Here is a 21,608-nt window from a genome sequence, read left to right on the forward strand (position 1 = left end):
ACCGAACTGGATAAGTTCACAACGTCATTCATGGGAAAAGTGGACGAGATCGCAAGCAAATTCAGCCCGGAGACGATTTTAGCAGAATTGGACAAGTTCACGAGCTCATTCATGGGAAAAGTAGACGAAATCGCGAGCAAATTCAGCCCGGCAACGATTTTGGCAGAACTGGATAAATTCACGACCTCATTCATGGGGAAAGTGAACGAAATCGCAAGCAAATTCAGCCCGGAGACGATTTTAGCAGAGCTGGATAGATTCGCTGATTCATTTATGAAAAAGGTAGACGGGGTTGTGAGTAAATTCAGTCCGGAGACCATATTGAAAGAACTGGATAAATTCACTGATTCATTTATGAAAAAGATAGATGACGTTGTCAGCAAATTCAGTCCGGAGACCATATTGAAAGAGCTGGATCATTTTACTGATTCGTTTATGAAGAAAGTCGACGACGTTGTCGGTAAATTCAGTCCTGATAAGCTAATCGACCGCGCCGAACAATTTGTAAATGACACGATTGACCGAATTTCTGAGAAATTCGATTTTCTCAATCCGGATAAGATTTTGGAAAAAGTGGAGCAGTTTACATCCTCACTGTTCGGAGGCATTGATAAAAAGTTCGGCAAATTCAGTCCTGATGCGATCATCGAAAAAGCTGAGGCATTTGTTGATAAAATTGTCAGCAAGATTGCCAAGAAATTTGAGAAATTCAGCCCGGACAAAATCATCGAAAAAGCCGGGGAATTAATAGAAAAAATATTTTCAGGAATCGCTGAAAAATTAGGCAAACTCAATATCGGCGGATTATTAGGAGGCGGCACGAAAAAAGAAAAGAGTAAGGGCGGCCTTACTGCCGGCGGCTCCAACGGCCCGAAGCGTCCTGATCTGGCAAAGGGTTCACAGCGCACGGTAACAGCGCCAAAATCTTCAGGAAAGTCAGCCAAAAAAACCGGCGGGGCTTTGGGGGGCTGCTGCTGCTGTACCGGAGTGACGAGGGGCAATAGCAGTACAGTCGAAGGGCGAAATAAATCCTCGAAAAGAGGTTCCTCCGTAAAGGAAAGCAAACAGGCATCCGTAAACACGCCGAAAACAAAAGGGGCAGGTAAAGGCATCGGCGCGCTTTTGAAAGGCTTGGGAGATTCAAAGGCGCTAAAAGGCGGTATGAAAGGGTTAAAAGGTGCCGCTAAAGGAATTCCCGGCATAGGTGAATTGTTATCACTTACTGATTTAGCCGGCATCAATAAAGATAATGCAGGAGAGAAGGTCGGCTCAGCAGGCGGCGGTCTTGCCGGAGCCGCGGCCGGAGCGGCAATCGGCAGCGTTGTTCCCGGAGTAGGCACATTAATCGGCGGCGCGGTAGGCGGCATCGCCGGCAGTTTAGGCGGTTCCAGCTTGGGAGAGGCCTTTGATTCAGGAGCTTTGAAAGACACGTGGAATGATATTTCCAAAGCGGCGCAAAGTGCTTGGACAACAATACAAGATACTTGGGGAAGCGTTTCATCCTGGTTCATGGAAAATGTATGGACGCCGGTTTCATCGGCTGTCGTCGGAGTGGCGACAAGCATCTGGTCAAATATCGTGAATGCGTGGACGACGATTCAAGGTGTCTTCAGCACCGTATCCGGCTGGTTTATGAGCACGGTGTGGGGGCCCGTAAAATCGGCTGTCGTCGGAGTGGCGACGTCCATTTGGAGTAAAATCACAGGAGCTTGGGATAAAATTAAATCTGTTTTCAGTACGGTTTCCGGCTGGTTCATGGATACTGTCTGGAATCCGGTGAAAGACATGGTGAAAAATGTCGGTAAAGGAATATCAGATGCTTTCCAGACTGCTTTAGATACGGTAAAGGATATATGGAAAGGGTTAAGCGGATGGTTTGAGAAACATATAAAAGAACCTCTTGTAAAAGTGGGAACAGCCATATCAGATGCTTTTTCTGCAGCATTCGACTGGGTGAAAAAGATTTGGGATAAAACCGGCGGCAAAATGATTTCAGGCATAATGAACTTTGTCACAGGAGGCGGCGGAGATAAAAAGAAAACGGACAAAAACGCCACGGGCGGCTACATTACAAAGCCGACCATTTCCTGGATCGGTGAAGCCGGTAAAGAATTTGTCATTCCCGTTGACAACAATCGCGGACGCGGAAAGATGCTGCTTTCACAAGCTGCGTCTAAGCTCGGCATGCGTGTTGTCGATGATATGGGCGCGGCTTCGGCCCAGTCTTCCGCTGCACCGGCGGGAGCGGGCGGTGTTTCTTCTTCTGCATCTGTATCGGCCGCAGCGTCTGTGGATTCTTCCGGATTTGCCGGGACGGCTTCATCACTCGGCAAACAGTTTACTGAAGGCTTTGACAGCGGAATCAGCAAAAAAGCGGTGGATATGGACGGCTGGAAGGAAAAAAACATCGGAGCGCCGTTCAATACCCTCATTTCGTCTTCATCCGGTTACGGAAAGCAAGTCGTTGCGGGCTATGCCAAAGGTCAGAATACTTCACCGACGGGCACCGATTCATTTTTAAAAACGAAGGTGAAAACACCTTATCAATCGGCGGTTAATCAATCGTCATCATGGGGCGCCGCAACGGTGAAAGGATATTCGGCCGGACAGAATGCAAAAGATACGGGAACGTCGCAATACGTAAGCACACATATCAATAAACCGTTTGTGCAATCAAGAGATTCCGCGAACGGCTGGGGGTCAGGCCTGATCGGACACTTCGTATCAGGGATGACTGCAAAAGGAAGCGAAGTCAAACAGGCGGCCAAAGATATGGCCAAAAAAGTCGAGGACGCATTCAGGGAAGAGCTTGATATTCACTCTCCTTCCCGTGTCATGATGAGCCTCGGGCGCTTTGCTTCAGTCGGCGTCGTCAAAGGGCTCGGCTCAGTTGACGTGAAAAAATACGCCGAAAAACAGGCAGGCTCGCTTGCAGCAGCCTTTTCCGGCATGGGTGCAGCGGGAGGAAGCGTCAAAGAGTGGCTTTTGGCCGCAATGAAAGCAACCAATACGCCGATCAGCTGGCTTCCGGGATTAATGACGATCGCACAGCATGAGTCAGGCGGCAACCCTAATTCCATTAATCTATGGGACAGCAACGCCAAAGCCGGACACCCATCACAGGGGCTTATGCAGACGATTCCGAGCACCTTTGAAGATCACAAAGCGCCGGGCATGAATGATATCAGAAATCCAATTCACAACGCCGCTGCCGCTATCGGCTATATTAAAAGCCGATACGGCTCGATCAGCAATGTCCCCGGGATTAAAAGTATGGCTCATGGAGGCCCTTACGTCGGTTATGCCAATGGGGGTCTGATTACCAAGGAGCAGATCGCCCGTGTCGGCGAAGGGAACAAACGGGAGTGGATCATCCCTGAAGAGCGGGGCATCCGCGGCCGTTATCTGCTGCAACAAGCCGCTCAAGCGCTCGGCATGGAAGTGTCCGATCCGTCCCAGACGGAACCGGCGGCGCTTTCAGCCGGCACGGTTTCCGCAGCCGTTAAAGGCGGCGGACAAACCGTTCAAAAAATGGGAACAAAAGAAATTAAAATCGAATTCAGCGGCGATCAGCATTTCCATAACGGACAGGACGCCGACAGCCTCGCCGCCAAAATCAAACAGGCGCTGATTGATGAACTGCAAAAAGACATTTATACCGGAGCAAAGGGGGCCGTTGCTTTTGACTAAATCTGTTTACGAATTTTGGCTGTCTCAGGGGAAGGACAAGCTCCGGCTTCCCGTTCTCCCTGAAGCGATTGATATCGCAAACAGCGTGCAGAATGATTCCGTGAAAGTCACCGGACTTGGAGAGGTGACGTTTATCGAAGAACTGGGAGCGAAAGAAATTTCGTTCTCTTCTTTTTTTCCGAAACGGTACAGCCCGATTGCCGAATATCAAAGCATCCCTTCGCCGGAAAAAGCCATTTCAGCCATTGAAGCATGGATGAAAGCGAAAAAACCCGTTCAGTTTTTGATTACAGGAACAAAAGTTAATGTCACATGCAGCATTGAAAGCTTCAATTACAGCGAAGGTGACAATGAAATCGGCGACCGGAATTTTGATATCGTACTAAAAGAATATAAAACCGCTTCGCCAAGAAAAATCAAACAAAAGAAAAAAACGAAAGTGAAGCGCCCGTCCAAAGTTTCACCCAAAACATATACCGTCAAAAAAGGGGATACGCTTTGGGACATCGCCGGTAAGTTTTACGGAAAACACACGGAGTGGCGGAAAATCTGGAACGCGAATAAAACCGCCATGATTAAGCGCAGCAAAAGGAATATCCGGCAGCCGGGGCATTGGATCTTCCCGGGGCAGAAGCTGAAGATACCGCAATGAAACGGGTGAAAAGATGATTGAACTATTTGTCATAAAAGAAACGGAGTGGCTCGAGCTTGTCACAGAAAGCGTAACGCTGGAAGGACACAGATATCAGGCGCCCCGCTCCATCGAAGCGACGATTGTCGTAAAGCAGGGCAGCCAGACGTATTACGGTGTATCAGAGGGGGATACGGTTTTGTTCAAATGGAACGGAAAAGAACTATTCCGCGGCATTGTCTTTGCAAGAACGCCCGATGAGCAAACCATCGCCTTCACCGCATACGATATGCTTCAATACCTTGTGAAAAACCAGGACGTTTACGTGTTTTCCAACAAGCGCGCCGATCAAATATTGAAAAGGATCGCCAGCGATTTTCAAATTCCCGTCACATCCATTGCCAACACAGGCCATACCATTAAATCACTCGTTTTTAAAAATGATACAAGCCTTTACGATATGATGCTAAAAGCGTTAAAGCAGACAAAAAGCCAGACGGGGCGCAATTATCAGCTCTATTCAGAAAAAGGCAGGCTCGGCTTGCGTGAATGGCCGGAGCCGTCTGACATATGGGTGCTGGAAACAGGAGTTAATATCACAGGGTATCAATACAGCACCTCAATTGATGACACCGCAACCCGTGTCGTCATGCGGCTGCAAAAAGACAATAAAACCGTGAAGGCTTCCGCCGCAGACAGCGCGGGCATGAAAACATTCGGCGTTTTGCAGTATACCGAAACGGTTTCTGACGACATTAATGAAGCCCAGCTGAAACAGCGCGCAAAAGTGAAGCAGGCTGAGAAAAAAGGCGTTAAGAAAGAGCTGAAAAATATACAGGCGATCGGTATTCCTGGGTTGGAAAGCGGATTGCCTGTCTATATCTCAATTCCGGAAATCGGGCTGAAGAAAACCTATTATGTAGATACGGACCGCCATGAATTCCAAGGAACAAAACATACCATGACGATTGACGTCACGGAGAAAAATTCACTTCCGGAGGGGACATCCTGATGAGATTAAGTGATGCCATTAAACATTTAGCCGTCGGAGCGGTTGACGCCGAAGCGCCGGTGGAGCTGATGCCGGCCGAAGTGACCTCCGTTTCGCCGCTCGAGCTGAAACTGAAAGATCACGACAAACTTTTGATTCCGTCTGATGCACTCATTGTACCGAAGCGGCTGAGATCCGGAGAAGATGATCAGCTCCAGGCGGGAGATCGGGTGATGACCGCCGCTTTAACAGGAGGACAGTCTTTCTTTGTACTGGACAAAATTTAACCGGCATTCGGACGGAACTGTACCAGAATATCAGCCTATTAAAGCCGCTTCATCATCCGAAGAGGGCTTTTTTACATGATCAAATCTAAAAGGAGCGGGTGCAATGGCCCTGACACCGGAAATCGAATTTGAAGATTTGGAGGATGCGAGTGAGGCCGTTGAGACTTCACAAACCTACCGAATTGATTTTGAAAACAACCGGATTACCAATGAACTGATAAACGGACTGGACGCAATCAGACAATTCGTCTATATCGCTCTTCACACAGAACGGTATTCATATTCGGTTTTCAGCCATGATATTGGAAACGAACTTCAGGAAGTGCTTTCAGATCAGAACACGACGGATGCTTATAAAAAAATGGAGATTCCAAGACTGATAGAAGAAGCCTTGCTGTATGATGACCGTATTTTGGCTGTTACCAATTTTGAGATTGAGAAAAAAGATGATGCCTTCACCGTCTCTTTTACCGTTGAAACTGATGAGGGCATGCTTGAGATAGAGGAGGTGCTGGGTGAGGATGTTTGAAGCTCAGACGTTTGACGACATTATGGACAGAATGCTGGCGCGCATTACGGCAGATATTGATACGAGAGAAGGCAGCGTCATTTACAATGCGCTCGCGCCTGCGGCCGCTGAGCTCGCAAAGTCTTATATTTGGCTTGATACCGTGCTGGAGCTCGTGTTTTCCGATACGGCTCAGGGAGAATTTCTGGACAGGCGGGCTGCTGAAGCGGGAATTGAACGAACACCTGCCACAAAAGCGGTCAGAGCCGGAGAATTCACAGCGGGCATCACCATTCCGCCAGGCTCCCGTTTCTTCGTTGATAACCTGTATTTTCAATATACGGAGGATGGAACGCTCGAGTGTGAAACGGCCGGAGAAGCGGGCAATGCCGGCATTACAGGTCAAAATCTGCTGCCGCTTGATACGATTCCCGGGCTTGAGAAAGCGGTCATGGGCGATATATTAATTCCCGGCCGTGAAGAAGAAGATGACAGCAGCTTAAGGACGCGCTATTTTACCCGTGTCCGCCGGGAGGCAGTCAGCGCAAATAAACAGCATTATAAACAATGGGCCGAAGAGGTTGACGGCGTCGGCAGGGCGAAAATCTTTCCGCTTTGGAACGGAGCCGGAACGGTGAAGGTTGTCATCACAAATGCGAATTTGGAACCGGCATCAGATATTCTGATCAAGAAAGTAAAGGATTATATTGATCCGGACGAAGGGCAGGGAGAAGGACAGGCGCCGATCGGAGCGGCAGTAACGGTGGAAAGCGCCGTATGGAAGGAAATCGAAATCTCCGCTTCCGTGCTGCCTGAGCTGAACAGCTCGATCGATGACGTGAAAGCGGAGATTGAAAAAGGCGTCCTGAATTTATTTAAGAAAATGGCCTTCGAAGAAAACACCGTCCGTTTATCACAAATAAACAACATCGTTTATAACTCGGCATCCGTCAGTGACTACGCCGATATCAAAATGAACGGTGCGGCGGAAAACCTCGTGCTCAGTGACGTGGAAATTCCTAAACTCAAAGAGGTGATAATCCTTGAGCAGACTCGATGAGATGACGGCGTACCTCCCGCCGTTTTTAACCCGATTAAAGGAGATGGCACAACTGCTTGAGGCGGAAGCTCCTGAGTTTGAGCGGCAGAATAACGATATTTTCGATTTGACAGATCAGCTCTTTATCACGACGGCGACGTGGGGGCTTGACCGCTGGGAAAAAATATTAAAAATACCGCGGGAATCAGGTGACACGGAGGATATGAGACGGCTCAGGCTGATTTCAAAGATGTCGAATATTCCGCCCATCACACATCAAGCGATCGAGCAGGCGCTAAACCGTTTTTTAAAACATCCGTCAGCTTACGTTCGGATGTTTCCGGGGCAGTATCGTTTTTATGCCGATATCGGGCTTGATGACCTGCAGCACATGAACGAGCTGATTGAAACGCTTGAAAAAATCAAACCCGCTCATTTGGCGTATACACTGAGAGCCGCATTAAACGAAACACTGGAAATCAAAGACCGGGTCATTCTCAACAATCGGAGATACCGAAAAGTCAGTGAACTGAAGGTCGGTTATTCCGTCACACTCAACAATAACGAGGTGGTCTTACCATGATATCAGCCGCTTACAGACAGCGTGCCGCAGCCGATCTGAAAAACAGGATCACAAAAGTGCTGTTAAACGGAAAAGAAACTCCAATTGCGGACATTTCCGTAAAAGATGCCGCAGTCACCGTTCTCACACGCAGGGAAGAAGACGTCAAACACATTGAAACCGTGCAGATGCTTGACGAAACAGGAAGCGTCATCACAGAACGAAAAACAAATTTAGATCTCAGTAATAACAGAACGCTTGATTTAAGATTTACCTTTGAGGTGGTGTAACGATGGCTTACGAAGAAAAAACAGACTGGCTTCCGGACGATCCGATTAACGAAGATGACGTCAACCGCTGGGAAAAAGGCATAAATGACGCACACACGGATCTGGCGGCCCATAAAAACGACATGAACAACCCGCACAAAACGACAAAGGCGCAAATCGGTCTCGGAAACGTAGACAATGTCCAGCAGGCAGCAAAGAAAGATTTTGATCAGCACAATCAAGATCTGGACCGGCATGTGACGAAGGAAGAGCGCCAGAAGTGGAATAACGGGCAATTGTCTAAAATGACAAAAGATAATGGCTCCGCTTTTATTGATATCTCTGACGGACAGGATTTTCATCAGACCGCTGCCAGCCAGAATAAGACCTTTACTTTCTCAGCGGCTGCAACTGGAGTAAATACCCCGCCTAAACCGTCAGAGGGTATATACCTTTATTCTTCAAAGAATAACGGAGAGGCGGCCGCTTTCTCAGATGACGGGGGATTTTGGAGAAAAACGCTGAAAAACGGCATCTGGACGGAATGGATGCCATTTGAAACAGCTGCCGGAGCACAAGCAAAAGTAAATGAGCATGCCGACAAAACAGATCTTCATGTAACCAAGTCTGACAAAGACAAATGGAATGCAGGGCAGTTATTCAATCTGACTGACAATGACGGGAATGCTAAAACGGTAACGGAAACAAACTTAGACAATATAAAAACGTCCGGTATCTACTATATATCAGTTCAGCATACGGAAAATAAGCCTGCGGAATACGGACAATTAATTGTAATGCAAAGAACCCGCGGAGCATCACCGACGTTTGTCCAAATGTTTATAGACACAGTGACCGCCGGAAATCCCATATACGTCCGAAGTTTCAGCACTAAAGGCGTATGGTCGGAATGGAGCCAAAGAGAAACAGATGCAGGCTCTCAAGCAAAAGTAGACGCTCACGCCAATAAAAAAGACATCCATGTCACACAGGCGGATAAAAATATCTGGAACGGCGCACAGCTTTCGAAAATAACAAACGATAACGGCGGCTATCTTCTTACAATTGGTGATGATGATAACTTTCTTGAAAAAATCGTTAAAAACGGCAGGGCGTTCGGCACCTTTTATTCAACCGGCAAAGCGGCAAACAGTCCGAGCAACGCTTCGACCCGCGGCATGTTTCATTTTACCTCTCTTGACAGTGAGGGAAAGGGAACGTTTGGGTATGTCATTGCCGTCGATTATAAAAATAATATGTTCACGAACTATTTGGATTTGAACTTGGGCTGGCAGGGCTGGCGGCGCCTCGTTACTGAACTTGATACTGAGAATGTACCTTGGATCAATGTTCCTTATAAAAATGGCGCTAAATCAGGAGACAGGCCGCTTCAATACCGCAAAGTGGGAAACACCCTTCACCTGAACGGACACGTTCTTACGGACAGAGAAGTGGTATTCGGGAGTGTGCCATCCTCTTGTGCGCCGGCCAAAGGCGTTGTGACGATGGTTGCAGCCAGCGGCACCACCGGTTACAGCAAATTTATTATTTATTCTAATGGAGATATGAAGCTGACGGGAATTATGGCCAATATAGAAAATAACGTGAACGGTTATTATATTGACCTTGTTTTGGCACTCACGTAAAGGAGCGAGAATATGAAATTAATATTTCCGTATGACAATGACAACATTTATACAGGCACTCCGGTTGAGCTTTATCCGGATTCTGAGACAGGAGATTATATGATGCCTCCTAACGCTGCGGACTTTCCGCCGGAAATAAACGGCGAAGGCATGTGGCGCCCATTTTTTGATGAAGAGAAACAAGAATGGGTGGAAACGGCTGACGAAGCATATAAAGACAGCTTAAAAAAAGATACGGCTCCCGATTCAAACCAGCTTGCAGGCCTCGGCGGACAGCTGGCGAATGAGAAATTGGCCAGAAAAGCAGCCGAACAAGCGCAGCAGTCACTCGGCAGGCAATTAGCGTCTTTAAAATTAGAATTATTAAACGTAAAAGGAGAATGAAAAAATGAAGAGACTTAACTTTTGGGTTTACGCTTTGTTTTATAAGTGGGCCTCAATAGAAATGGTAAAACAAGCTATGGGCTATGATGACTGCTCTGCCGAAGATCTGGCTGAAGGTGTGGCCGCGAAGTATATCACGCCTGAGGAATTTCAAGAAATAACGGGTGAAACATACGAAAATTATAAAAATGCTGTGTCATAAGCCAAACGGCTTTTTTTATTTGTCATTTTTAGTAAATGAGAAAAGGAGGACGGCCGATGAAAAAGCATTCATTTGAATTTCCCGCCGATCAACTTGGCAGACCCGGCGCAGTAAAAGCTTATCGCGGTAACAAAAACGATTATGTCACACCGGTTGCTGATTTGTCCGGAATGGCAGAGCTTCTTACCAATACGCCGCTAGAAGCGATTGAAGTTTACAGCCAATTCGGACAAGACCGTTTAGGAGCCGTCTTAATAAACAGAGCACAGGGGTGGGCTTATTCGGACCGCAGCGGAACTCTTTTTATCGAAGAGAGCGAGGATAACAATTCGTGGACAGCTTCACATTCTGTCGCAGTAAAAGGCGGAGTGCTGACCGCTTCGGGGTGGGTCTGCCTGACAAAACGATATTACCGGTTCCGTTTTGAAAACGGAAATCAAAAGCAGTCCGAATTTGTTTTATACCAATCTGTCGGTTCGGGCGGTGATATGGCGTTTTCATATACAGACGTGATTTTTCATGAAAATGCAGCAGAGGCGGGCGAGGGAAGCATCTTCTCGGCGGGCGCTTGGAAAAAACTTCTCGTCGAAATCACCGGCACGGCTGAGTCGGGCCATGTCGCGTTTTGGGGGAGATCCATCTCGGGAAAAAACGTGCCGATCAGAGGAATCAAGTCTGATGACGGGACATCAGCCGCCGGTACGTCAGGCACAGAAGAAGTGTGGTCATTTGATATTGCCGGCTTTAAGGAAATCGTCATGGAAATCAAAAGCATTTCCGGCGGGAGCCTTTCTATCAAAGGCACGGCATTTTCGTAAGAATGAAGCTTCCGAAGGGAGGTGAGAACAATGTAAGAGGGGGGAGCTGAAGTGCTTCTGGATGAACAAGCGGTGCAAAAAGAATTCGCAGGCATCAAAGGTGAACAAAAGGTGCTTGAACAGCGGGTGGCCGTATTAGAGCGGGTATCCGACCGGCAGGATCAGCAAATCATGACGCTGAACGAAAAACTGAACAAAATTGACGAAAACACAACATGGATTAAGCGGACCATTACAGGAGCGATCGTGACAGCAATCTGCACGGGCGTCATTGGCGGAGCCATCGCCATCATGTACAATCTGCTGCAAAAGTAAGGGGGAAACCGATATGAAATTCGCGGACAAAGGCACGGTCGTCAGGACGGTGCTTCTTTTGCTTGCTTTATTGAATCAAACTTTGCTGATGTTCGGCAAATCGCCGCTGAATATTCAGGAGGACCAGGTCAGCCAGCTTGCAGATACGCTGTATGCCGCCGGGTCGGCCGTTTTTACAATCATAACGACTGCCGCCGCCTGGTTTAAAAACAATTACGTTACAGCAAAAGGGAAAAAACAGCAGGGTTTATTAAAAATAAACAATTTATCGAAATAGGAGAGATGAGAATATGGTAAAAATCACACAGGATTTTATCCCGGCAGGAAACAATAACCGCCCAGGCTATGCAATGACACCGATTTACATTACGGTGCACAATACAGCCAATACCGCAGTCGGAGCTAATGCCAAAAGTCACGCAAGCTATGTGAAAAATCCTGATACACCGACAAGCTGGCATTTCACAGTCGATGATACGGAAATTTATCAGCATCTTCCGCTGAACGAAAACGGCTGGCATGCCGGTGACGGAAACGGGGACGGCAACCGTAAATCCATCGGTATTGAAATTTGTGAAAACGCAGACGGCAACTTTTCACAGGCCGTGGCAAACGCCCAATGGCTCATCCGCACATTAATGACCTCGCACGGCATTCCGCTTGCAAACGTCGTTGCGCACAAGCATTGGTCAGGAAAGCTTTGTCCGAGAAGACTGTTGGATACATGGGATGAGTTTAAAGCGGGAATCGGTTCTGGGGAAAGACAGACGTATTCCGTCCAAAAAGGAGATACGCTGTCAGCGATCGCGCGGAAATTCGGCGTCAGCGTGGCCGATCTGCAGAAATGGAATAACATCGCTGACCCGAACCTGATTAAAGTCGGACAAGTACTGATCGTCAGCCCGCCGGTTGAAGCACTGTATTCTCTTCCGGACGAGGTGATTCAGCTGACAGAGCCGTACACGTCCGGCGAAAAGGTATACCAGGTGCAAAACGCGCTCGCCGCGCTTTATTTCTATCCTGAAAAAGGAGCTGTCAATAACGGAATTGACGGTATCTACGGTCCGAAAACCGCAGATGCCGTGGCCCGCTTCCAATCTGTAAACGGACTGACGTCTGACGGCGTCTACGGTCCCGCTGTAAAAGCGAAAATTCTGATGCAGCTTTAACAAAAAAGCTGAGTCCCGTTCACATTGCGGGATTCAGCCTTTTTTCTTTTTTAACCGGTTCAATAGCCTGAGATTCCTCGCCCGCATCCTCAGCGAATAAGCGGAAAGCCCGAAGCGTCCGTAATCCACAAACTTTACGCGCCTGACAATTTTCTTCACATCATCACCTGTCGCATCTCTTTGTTGGTTTTATTATATGAAAGATAAGGAAAAAAAGGAATAAGGACAAGAGCCGTGTCTCCTGTCCTTAGTGTAATCAAGCTTTTTTTTGTTTATACTTGTCAATCAGCCGCTCGTTTTCTTTGAAAATTCTGGCGGTATGAGGGCTGACCTGGTAACTTGCGATACTTGTCATTGAACGTTTTTTAAACATTTTGAACGGTTTCGCTCTTTGTTCCGGCTGCCCGTTTTGAAATGCCTGCTCCATTTAACCGTCACCTTCCTCTTCTATTGGCAGCATTAAATCATAAATGCTCGTTAGCGATGTGAAAAGCAAATAATCGAATTCCGTCAACAGGTTTTCCGACGTGAGTTTGATCACGTAATGGCGGTTCTGGACTGTAAACGGAATAAGCACAAGCCTGCCTTTTTGATCATAGTAGACGTCTTTACGGTTAAGACGGGACTGAACGTCCGCCGCATCAGGCATATGCTCCGTCAAGCGGTCCTTATCCGCTTGTGCGGAATAGTCGCACAAGGAAGCCGTGACATTCATTTTTTCGGCATAAGCGGCCAGCAGTCTGCTGATGCCTTCCGCATAAGCTTCTGTACTTCCATAATATACATGGATCGGTTCATTTTTCAACAGATATTGATAGGTTTTCAGTTTTTCAAGATAGGAGTGAAGCATTTCGTTATTTTCTTCTAAAATTTCCCGCGTATCCGTCTCTAATTCATTGCCGGCGAGCTTTTTGATATACGCGCTCAAAAAGATAAACGCATCAATAAGGGCAAAGCAGACGGCAACAATCAAATATTGTCTCCATGCGGCAAAGAGCGATTCAGGATCATATGTCCAATAGACCATGGAGCCCAGTACAAATAGTAAATACCACGTTTTACGGATGGCAAACATTTTTTCTTTTACCTTTGCCTCATACCGCCAGGATGCGTACACATATAAAATGAGTGCGGCAGCCATCGTCCACACCATAATCTGAAAAAACAAAAGCATGAGCATCCCTCACAATTTGAAAAATGGTCTGCTATGTTCATTCTATGTCATGACATCATTTTCCTGTCACAAAAAAAACCGCTTCTGTAAAGAAGCGGATGTCATCAGAAAAACAGATCTAAGATGAAAAAGGCGATGGCGCCGAGTGTACCTGCAATCGGCAGGGTGATGACCCATGTAATGAGCATCCGTTTAGCCGTTCCCCAGTTTACGCCTTTTACGCGGTGGGAAGCGCCCACACCGAGAATGGAAGACGAAATGACGTGCGTCGTGCTGACAGGGAGATGAATAAACGTGGCCCCGAAAATAATGGCTGCGCCGGTTAAGTCGGCAGATACGCCGTTTACCGGACGGATTTTCATAATTTTTCCGCCGACGGTTTTAATGATTTTCCAGCCGCCGATGGATGTGCCGAGACCCATTGCCAGGGCACAAGAGAGCTGCACCCAAAAAGGAATGGCATCACTTTTATGTAAATTGGCCGTCATAAGCGCCATCGTAATGATACCCATCGCTTTTTGCGCGTCGTTCGTTCCGTGTGTATAGGACTGAATGGCAGCCGTCAAAATCTGCACTCTGCGGAAACGTTTATTTGTTTTCGCCAGATTGCTGTCTTTAAAAATCAGCTTCACGATCGAATATACGATAAAGCCGAGAACAAAGGCGATGATCGGTGATAAAATAAGTGCTTCGAGAATCTTAATGAACCCTTTATAATTAAGCGTTGCAAAACCTGACGCTGCAATGGCCGCTCCGGCGATCGCTCCGATAATCGCATGTGAAGAGCTGCTCGGAATGCCGAAATACCATGTGATCAAGTTCCAGGCGATTGCGGCGAGTAGAGCCGCCAGAATGACAACTGACCCGTTGTCTAATGTATAAGGATTCACAATGTCCTTTGTAATGGTTTTCGCCACACCGGTAAATGTCATCGCTCCGAGAAAGTTCATGATGGCGGCCATGACGATTGCGTGCCGCGGCTTCAGCGCTTTTGTCGAAACTGAGGTGGCGATTGCGTTTGCGGTATCGTGAAATCCGTTAATGAAGTCAAATACCAAAGCGCATATGACAATTAATATCGTTAAAAGTAATAGAGTATCCATTATAACCCCTCGTTACGCGTTTTTCATAATAATGGTTTCAAGGTTATTGGCAACGCTTTGACAAGAGTCGGCAATTTCCTCAAGCGTTTCGTAAATCTCGCGGTACTGAATCACTTTAATCGGATCGGTTTCTGTGCCGAACAGATTTTTTAATGATTTACGGTGCAGGTTATCACAGCTGTGCTCGTATTCCTTAATTTTAATGGCGTGAGGGTGAATGTCCTTCAATCGGTTTTCTGCAAGCAGCTCAATCGTGATTAAAATTTCCTTCGCGCACTCTCTGATGTATCCGCTGAACTTATCGATATGCTCATCGGAAGAAGTGATCGAGAAAATCTCCATCATTGCTGAAAAATGTTCGATTCCGTCAAGCACGTCATCGAGGCTGTTTGTCAGCTCAAGGATGTCTTCACGTTCAATGGGAGTGATAAAAGCTTTGTTCAGCTCTTTAATCATGACATGAACATGATTATCTCCTTTTGTTTCAAACTCTTTTAACGTATCGGCAAATTCCTTTAAAGTCGTCTGGTTCGTCACTTTAAAGTTGACAAAATATTCTGCGGTTTCGTCTATGTTTTTTGCGATTTCTGTTAAAAGGAGTGAGAACTTATCTTTTTTTCTTTTTATCATTAAAAACCCTCCATTGTTTGAATGAGACAATGCACACATCAAATTATTATATAGCCTTTTGTCGAAAAAAAACAGATAAAGTCGAAAAAAACGCCTCTTGATTTTTTCGTAAAAACGTGTCTCATCCTGTTTTTCTTATGTTACCCACTTCGCCAAAAAAACGTAACATACTTCGAATTCAGACATCTTGCTTAAAAAGTATAACAAAAGATGTGAATTTGCTGTCAACTTTTGCACGTGATTTTGCCAGAAAAAAAACGGCTCCCGTAAAAGGAACCGTTTTTGTCAGTTTTTTCTGCCGTTTTTCAGCCAAAAATAAAGCGGCAGCCCGGCGAGGCCGATCAAGAGGGACAGCACGCAGCTCAGTGTATCTGTAATGATCGTGCTGATCAGCACAAACAGTGAACCCGCGATGGCCAAAACAGGAATGATCGGATACAAAGGCACGCTGTAGGCGCGCGGTTTTCCGCCGCTTTTTTTTCTGAGGATAAACACGGCGAAAAAGGCCATGACGTAAAAAATATAAATCATGAAAATAGAGATTTCAGACAGCTTATCGGGATTGCTGGCGATCATAAAAATAATGGCCAGCGCGATCTGAAATGACACGGCAATCCACGGGGTGCGGAACGTCGGATGCACCCGCGAAATCTGCCCGGCAAACGGCAGCTGTTTCCGTTCCGCCATCGCAAACGAGACACGCGGAAAAGCGAGAATCTTTCCGTTTAAACAGCCGAAGATGCTGACGATGATTCCGACGCTGATCAATTTTCCTCCGATGTCGCCAAACAGCATTCCGGCAGCGGTGCCGGTCGCATTTTCACCGAGTTTGACGATGTCGGTCGCAGGAAGAATGTGCAGCAGCGCAAAGTTAATGAAAAGATAAATGGCGGTGACGACCAGCAGTCCGCCCGTCATCGCTCTCGGGAGCAGCTTTTCCGGATTTTTCATTTCGCCGCCGAGTGCCGCAAGCAGAATCCATCCGTCATAAGCAAACAAGGTGGCCAGTATGGCAGCGCCGAAATTCATGTCCGACATGCTGCTTGTGACGGCTGTGAAAATATGCTGATCGCCTTTCCAAAGGCCGAACACGATCATGCAGATAATCGGAATCAATTTGCCGACAGTCGTAATTCCCTGGACGATGCCGCCATATTTCGTTCCGATAATGTTAATGATGCTTAAAAACAAAACGGCTGAAATCCCGATCAATTTAGACCAGCCGGAATCCCAATTGAACAAGTGCGCCATCAAGGAGCCGAAATACAAGCCGATTGCTCCGATAATGGCGGGGCCGTAAATGATAATTTGAACCCATCCGCACAAAAAGCCCCAAAATTCGCCGTACACTTCTTCTAGATATGTATAAAGTCCGCCCGTTTTCGGAATCTGAGTGCCGATTTCCGCAACGGTCAAGCCGCCGGCAAGCGTCAAAATGCCTCCTAACAGCCACGCGATAAGCGCGGTTTTCGCATCACCGGAGTAGGCAAGCACGGCGCCTGGTTTCATAAATACGCCGGAACCGATGATGGTGCCGATAACAAGTGAGAGGGCGATGGTAAGGCCGATCTCTTTTTTAAGTCCGTTCTCTTCAATCTGCATATCCTTTCCCTCCAGATGTAAAATCGTTATGCTGAAAAAACTATTTTCCATATTGTAAACCCTAATTGCTGAAACGCGAATAAAATAAATTTTCTGATTTTGGTGTTTTGCCTAAAAGATAAAGGTTTATGCTTTTGAGAAGGAAAAAATACCGTTTTAAAAGCGAACGTTAATGGTTTTTTTAATATCAAAAGTTCGTTATTTTGAGAACGGCAGTCTGCAGACCGTCTGTGAAGCAGATGGGTTGACTTTACGATCTGGATAACATAAATTGTATATATAAAATATCTCGAAATCGAGATAATTGACTGGAGGATAACATAATGAAAGTTAATGGAATACACCATGTATCAGCATTGACGGCTGATGCGCAGAAAAATTTAGATTTTTATCGAAATATCCTGGGGCTGAAGCTTGTGAAAAAATCGGTAAACCAGGATGAACCGACGATGTATCACTTATTTTACGGTGATGAATCAGCCAATCCGGGATCGGAATTGACGTTTTTCGAGATTCCGCGGATCGCGCCGTTTCATGCGGGAACAAACAGTATTTCTTCAATCGGCCTGCGTGTCCCGGAAGCACAAGCGCTACAATATTGGAAAAAACGATTCGAAGAGCATCAGGTCGCTCATGGCGACATCATGACAATAGCGGGCAGAGAGACACTCGCTTTTTGGGATCATGAAGGACAGCGGCTTGTGCTGACAGCTGACGAAAAAGGAAAAGACATCGGTGAAGCGGTGAAGCAAAGCGGCATACCGGAAGAATATTCTTTCCGCGGTCTTGGTCCCGTTGAATTGACCGTCCCGTATGCAGAACCGACGCTGCGTGTGTTAACCGATGTGCTGGGCTTCACTGAAATCGGGAAAGAAACGCATGAAGACCGGGGCACGGTTACGGTGCTCGAATCCGGAAACGGAGGCGCGCGTACAGAAGTCCATCTCATTGAAAGAAACGATCTTCCGCGCGAGCGTCCTGGAAAAGGCAGCGTGCACCATGTGGCCTTCCGCGTTCAGAATGAAGAGGAGCTTGCTTTATGGCACCGCATCATTACGAAAGAAGGTTTCAGCAACTCAGGCATTGTAGAGCGTTATTATTTCAAAGCGCTGTACTTCCGGGAGCCGAACGGAATTCTGTTTGAATTGTCAACGGACGGTCCGGGATTTATGGTTGATGAAAAACCTGAAGAGCTAGGCAAAACGGTTGCGCTCCCGCCTTATCTCGAACACCGCCGTTCTGAAATAGAAGCACGGCTGAAACCGATACAGTAAATCAGAAATCATGACAGATGCCTCCCGGCTTGACGGGGGCATCTTTTTTTGCTTTTTTACCCGTTTTGTCATTCTTTTTACCTATTTGTAAACGGCAAAATAATTGTCTTTGTTTATTAATAAATTTTTCACATTTGGTTGTTACACTTGTTCAAAGTTAAACAAAAGGAGTGAAAACACAGGTGAAAATGAAAAAACGCGAGATAGACGCAGTCTTCATTCTCATTTTACTCGCTTCCGCATTCTTGAATATGTACAACATCTGGAATGATGATACGGTGAATCCTTATTACACTGCAGCGGTAACGAGTATGCTTCAAAGCTTTCATAATTTCTTTTACGCTTCATTTGACGCAGCCGGTTTTATCACGGTAGATAAACCGCCTGTTACATACCAGATTCAAACGATCAGCGCGCTGATATTCGGTATGCACGGGTGGAGCGTTATCCTGCCTCAGGCATTGGCGGGTGTAGGTTCAGTTCTATTCATGTACTTATTAATAAAGCCGACGTTCGGAAAAACGGCGGCGCGCATCGCCTCATTTGTCATGGCGTGTACACCGATCGCAGTAGCGGTCGCGCGGACGAACAATGTCGATGCTTTACTGGTCTTTTTCCTCTTGTTCGCCACATGGCTTCTCTTTAAAGCGATCAGAAAAGGCAGACTGATCTGGCTTTTGGCGGCATTTTTTGTCGTCGGAGCAGGCTTTAACACAAAAATGCTTCAGGCTTATATGATTTTGCCGGCCTTCTTGCTGTTCTATATGATTGCGGCAAACACCACGATTAAGAAAAAAATCATTTCATTGGTAAGCGCGTTAGCCGTTTTAGCAGCCGTTTCATTGTCATGGCCGCTCATTGTTGATAATATTCCTGCCGGCAAAAGGCCATATGTCGGAAGCAGCCAGACAAACTCCGTATTGGAATTGGCTTTCGGATATAACGGGATTCAGCGGCTGACAGGGCAAAGTTCCGGCGGCGGCCAGGGCGGACCGGACGGAAACGCATCGAAAGAGATGTCTTCTTCCGGCGGTTCTTCACAAATGCAAAAACCGCCTGGCCAGTCAGCAAGCGGAGACAAATCACAAACCGGCAGTATGACGGCACCTCCATCTAACGGCCAAATGCCAAGCGGCGGTCAAGGAGGCCCTCCAAGCGGCGGAGATGGCGGCGGAGGCGGAGGAAAAAGCGGTACAGGCACCGGCTCGAAAATGCAATCAGGTTCAGGAATGTTCGGAACGGGAACCCCTGGTCCGCTGCGCCTTTTCCAAACGGAATTATCTGATCAGATCAGCTGGCTCCTGCCGTTTGCGATTTTTGGAATGGCCGGTTTATTGATCGCCGGGGCGAGAGAAAGAAGACGATTATCAGCAGAACAGAAGGAAACGATCTTTTGGACAGCGTGGCTTGTGCCGATTGCCGGATTCTTCAGTGTGGCGGAATTTTTCCACCATTATTATCTCATTATGCTGGCGCCTCCGATCGCGGCACTTGTCGGTGCGGGATGGGTCGCCCTCGTTCATCTGTACCGCAAGCAGGCGGGATGGAAAACTTGGCTATTGCCGGCCGCTATTCTTGTGACAACCGGATTTGAGCTGTTTATCCTCAGAAACTACAATGATCAAATCGGCGCAGGCTGGAGCATCGGAGCAGGCGTTCTCGGCGCAGTGGCAGCAATCGCCCTGTTCGTATTCAAACAGCGCCAAAAACCGCTAAGTTATTATGTTTCACTTGCAGCCCTTCTCGTCTTGATGGTCATGCCGATTTATTGGGCGAGCACACCGCTTCTGTACGGAGGCAACAGCTCATTGCCTGAAACAGGCCCTCAGCTCGCTTCAACAAGCGGAAAAGGCATGGGAATGGATAACGCATCTGTCAATACAAAACTGATCAACTATTTAGAGAAACATAACGCCGGAGCGGACTATCTATTTGCTGCAACCGATTCCAACACGGCGGCGCCTTACATTATTAAAACGAAAAAAGCGGTCATGGCGATCGGCGGATTCAGCGGGTCTGACCCGGCCATTACGCTGACTCAATTTAAAAAGCTCGTAAAAGAAGGGAAAGTAAAATACTTCTTAACATCCGGAATGGGCAAAGGCGGAAATAACGATATTGTGCAGTGGGTTGAGAAAAACGGAAAGAAAGTATCTTCAGATAAATGGCAATCAAGCACAGATCAGAAAACGAAAAATAGTGATCCAGCTGATACAAAAAGCAGCAAGGCCGCGGGTAAAAACAGCCGAATGAGCGGCGGGCCGGGCGGAATGAATCAGTCAGCTTCGCTATACGAACTTCAATCTGATGAATAGGAGGAAAAAACATGAGCAGACATATTCAATATTCAATAGTCGTCCCGGTTTATAACGAGGAACTTGTCATTCAGACAACCTATCAGCGCCTGAAAGAAGTCATGGATCAAACAAAAGAGCATTATGAATTGATCTTTGTCAATGATGGAAGCAAAGACCGCAGTATTGAGATTTTAAGAGAGCACAGTCTGATTGATCCGAGAGTGAAAATTATTGATTTTTCCAGAAACTTCGGACATCAGATCGCGATCACAGCGGGTATGGATTATGCAGAGGGGAATGCAATCGCCGTCATTGACGCCGATTTGCAGGACCCTCCTGAATTAATCCTTGATATGATTGAGCAGTGGAAAGAAGGCTACGATGTGGTGTACGCCGTCAGAACGAAACGAAAGGGAGAAACCTTTTTCAAGAAACAGACGGCCTCTATGTTTTACCGGCTGCTGCGGAGCGTGACTGATATTGATATTCCGCTCGACACCGGAGATTTCCGCCTGCTGGACAGAAAAGTCTGTGATGAGATGAAAAGATTAAAAGAAAAAAATCCTTTTGTCAGAGGACTCGTCAGCTGGGTCGGCTTTAAGCAGACTGCTGTAGAATATGAACGAGATGAGCGGCTTGCGGGGGAAACGAAATACCCGCTTAAAAAAATGCTGAAGCTTTCCATGGACGGGATCACAACGTTCTCTCATAAACCGCTCAAGGCGGCAAGCTATGCGGGAATGATCATGTCCGGAGCGGGTTTTCTCTATATGTTTATCGTTTTATACATGAAGCTGTTTACGAACAGCACCATTACGGGCTGGTCCTCTCTGATTGTGATACAGCTGTTATTCAGCGGCATCGTTCTATTAATGCTCGGAATGATCGGCGAATATATCGGAAGGATTTATGACGAAGCAAAAGACCGTCCGCTCTATATCGTGCAAAAAGCGTACGGCATGAAAAACGAAAAGATTTATCGGGACCAGCATATGTCTTAACCGAAACACCCTGTCC

Annotated in this window: 24 protein-coding genes; 18 read left to right on the forward strand and 6 right to left on the reverse strand. The window is 46.9% G+C overall.

What is annotated here, in order from left to right; all coding sequences use genetic code 11:
* The 15 genes from AC1RRX_RS05315 to AC1RRX_RS05385 all read left to right on the forward strand — a co-directional run.
* On the forward strand, positions 1-3,690 hold a 3,690-nt coding region (locus AC1RRX_RS05315), incomplete at its 5' end, for a transglycosylase SLT domain-containing protein (protein WP_492870896.1).
* Positions 3,683-4,342, forward strand: coding sequence for a LysM peptidoglycan-binding domain-containing protein (locus AC1RRX_RS05320; protein ID WP_007407266.1), 660 nt, complete (start codon positions 3,683-3,685; stop codon positions 4,340-4,342). The genes AC1RRX_RS05315 and AC1RRX_RS05320, both read left to right, overlap by 8 nt.
* Positions 4,343-4,355: 13 nt before the next feature.
* Positions 4,356-5,333, forward strand: coding sequence for an XkdQ/YqbQ family protein (locus AC1RRX_RS05325; RefSeq protein WP_144464010.1), 978 nt, complete (start codon positions 4,356-4,358; stop codon positions 5,331-5,333).
* A complete protein-coding gene (locus tag AC1RRX_RS05330) occupies positions 5,333-5,599 on the forward strand; it encodes a DUF2577 family protein (protein ID WP_007610818.1) in 267 nt (88 codons plus the stop codon). The genes AC1RRX_RS05325 and AC1RRX_RS05330 overlap by 1 nt, the downstream gene beginning before the upstream one ends.
* A gap of 103 nt (positions 5,600-5,702) precedes the next feature.
* Complete coding sequence (locus AC1RRX_RS05335; RefSeq protein WP_020955689.1) at positions 5,703-6,128, forward strand: DUF2634 domain-containing protein; 426 nt, start codon at positions 5,703-5,705, stop codon at positions 6,126-6,128.
* The gene (locus AC1RRX_RS05340) at positions 6,121-7,167 is read left to right on the forward strand and encodes a baseplate J/gp47 family protein (protein ID WP_032871285.1); all 1,047 of its coding nucleotides are present in this window, start codon (positions 6,121-6,123) and stop codon (positions 7,165-7,167) included. The genes AC1RRX_RS05335 and AC1RRX_RS05340 overlap by 8 nt, the downstream gene beginning before the upstream one ends.
* A complete protein-coding gene (locus AC1RRX_RS05345; protein ID WP_007407262.1) occupies positions 7,151-7,729 on the forward strand; it encodes a YmfQ family protein in 579 nt (192 codons plus the stop codon). Before AC1RRX_RS05340 ends, AC1RRX_RS05345 begins: the two co-directional genes overlap by 17 nt.
* Positions 7,726-7,998, forward strand: a complete 273-nt coding sequence (locus AC1RRX_RS05350; protein ID WP_003154822.1) for a hypothetical protein — start codon at positions 7,726-7,728, stop codon at positions 7,996-7,998. Before AC1RRX_RS05345 ends, AC1RRX_RS05350 begins: the two co-directional genes overlap by 4 nt.
* A gap of 2 nt (positions 7,999-8,000) precedes the next feature.
* Positions 8,001-9,623: a pyocin knob domain-containing protein gene (locus AC1RRX_RS05355; RefSeq protein WP_144464009.1), complete on the forward strand. Its 1,623-nt coding sequence runs from the start codon at positions 8,001-8,003 to the stop codon at positions 9,621-9,623.
* 12 nt (positions 9,624-9,635) lie between these two features.
* On the forward strand, positions 9,636-10,007 hold the full coding sequence (locus AC1RRX_RS05360) for a YomQ N-terminal domain-containing protein (RefSeq protein ID WP_007407260.1): 372 nt from the start codon (positions 9,636-9,638) through the stop codon (positions 10,005-10,007).
* A 4-nt stretch (positions 10,008-10,011) separates the two neighbouring features.
* Positions 10,012-10,209: an XkdX family protein gene (locus AC1RRX_RS05365; RefSeq protein ID WP_007610833.1), complete on the forward strand. Its 198-nt coding sequence runs from the start codon at positions 10,012-10,014 to the stop codon at positions 10,207-10,209.
* 56 nt (positions 10,210-10,265) lie between these two features.
* A complete protein-coding gene (locus AC1RRX_RS05370) occupies positions 10,266-11,027 on the forward strand; it encodes a phage portal protein (protein ID WP_144464008.1) in 762 nt (253 codons plus the stop codon).
* A 51-nt stretch (positions 11,028-11,078) separates the two neighbouring features.
* Positions 11,079-11,342: a hemolysin XhlA family protein gene (locus AC1RRX_RS05375; protein ID WP_031378810.1), complete on the forward strand. Its 264-nt coding sequence runs from the start codon at positions 11,079-11,081 to the stop codon at positions 11,340-11,342.
* A gap of 13 nt (positions 11,343-11,355) precedes the next feature.
* Complete coding sequence (locus tag AC1RRX_RS05380; protein WP_144464007.1) at positions 11,356-11,619, forward strand: phage holin; 264 nt, start codon at positions 11,356-11,358, stop codon at positions 11,617-11,619.
* Positions 11,620-11,632: 13 nt separating this feature from the next.
* Entirely contained in the window at positions 11,633-12,511 is an 879-nt protein-coding gene (locus tag AC1RRX_RS05385) for an N-acetylmuramoyl-L-alanine amidase (RefSeq protein ID WP_095352203.1), read from the forward strand.
* A 33-nt stretch (positions 12,512-12,544) separates the two neighbouring features.
* On the opposite strand, the gene AC1RRX_RS05390 is transcribed toward AC1RRX_RS05385, so the two are convergent.
* From AC1RRX_RS05390 to AC1RRX_RS05415, 6 genes are all read right to left on the reverse strand, one after another.
* Complete coding sequence (locus tag AC1RRX_RS05390; RefSeq protein ID WP_023356844.1) at positions 12,545-12,670, reverse strand: hypothetical protein; 126 nt, start codon at positions 12,668-12,670, stop codon at positions 12,545-12,547.
* 97 nt (positions 12,671-12,767) lie between these two features.
* Complete coding sequence (locus AC1RRX_RS05395; protein ID WP_003154807.1) at positions 12,768-12,938, reverse strand: type II toxin-antitoxin system SpoIISB family antitoxin; 171 nt, start codon at positions 12,936-12,938, stop codon at positions 12,768-12,770.
* Positions 12,939-13,685, reverse strand: coding sequence for a type II toxin-antitoxin system SpoIISA family toxin (locus AC1RRX_RS05400; protein WP_094032372.1), 747 nt, complete (start codon positions 13,683-13,685; stop codon positions 12,939-12,941).
* A gap of 104 nt (positions 13,686-13,789) precedes the next feature.
* Positions 13,790-14,788: an inorganic phosphate transporter gene (locus AC1RRX_RS05405; RefSeq protein WP_020955696.1), complete on the reverse strand. Its 999-nt coding sequence runs from the start codon at positions 14,786-14,788 to the stop codon at positions 13,790-13,792.
* Between the two features lie 12 nt (positions 14,789-14,800).
* A complete protein-coding gene (locus AC1RRX_RS05410) occupies positions 14,801-15,418 on the reverse strand; it encodes a DUF47 domain-containing protein (protein ID WP_003154804.1) in 618 nt (205 codons plus the stop codon).
* Positions 15,419-15,703: 285 nt separating this feature from the next.
* On the reverse strand, positions 15,704-17,020 hold the full coding sequence (locus tag AC1RRX_RS05415; RefSeq protein WP_007407254.1) for an APC family permease: 1,317 nt from the start codon (positions 17,018-17,020) through the stop codon (positions 15,704-15,706).
* 323 nt (positions 17,021-17,343) lie between these two features.
* Here AC1RRX_RS05415 and AC1RRX_RS05420 point away from each other — a divergent pair, with 323 nt between their 5' ends.
* The 3 genes from AC1RRX_RS05420 (at position 17,344) to AC1RRX_RS05430 (ending at position 21,592) form a co-directional block, all read left to right on the forward strand.
* Positions 17,344-18,294: a ring-cleaving dioxygenase gene (locus AC1RRX_RS05420; protein ID WP_144464006.1), complete on the forward strand. Its 951-nt coding sequence runs from the start codon at positions 17,344-17,346 to the stop codon at positions 18,292-18,294.
* 182 nt (positions 18,295-18,476) lie between these two features.
* Positions 18,477-20,609, forward strand: a complete 2,133-nt coding sequence (locus tag AC1RRX_RS05425; RefSeq protein ID WP_144464005.1) for a glycosyltransferase family 39 protein — start codon at positions 18,477-18,479, stop codon at positions 20,607-20,609.
* Positions 20,610-20,620: 11 nt separating this feature from the next.
* Positions 20,621-21,592 carry a glycosyltransferase family 2 protein gene (locus AC1RRX_RS05430; protein ID WP_012117371.1) on the forward strand — a complete coding sequence of 324 codons (972 nt, stop codon included), beginning with the start codon at positions 20,621-20,623 and terminating at the stop codon, positions 21,590-21,592.
* The last annotated feature ends 16 nt before the right edge of the window (positions 21,593-21,608 follow it).

Source organism: Bacillus sp. GW821-FHT11D08, assembly GCF_058808515.1.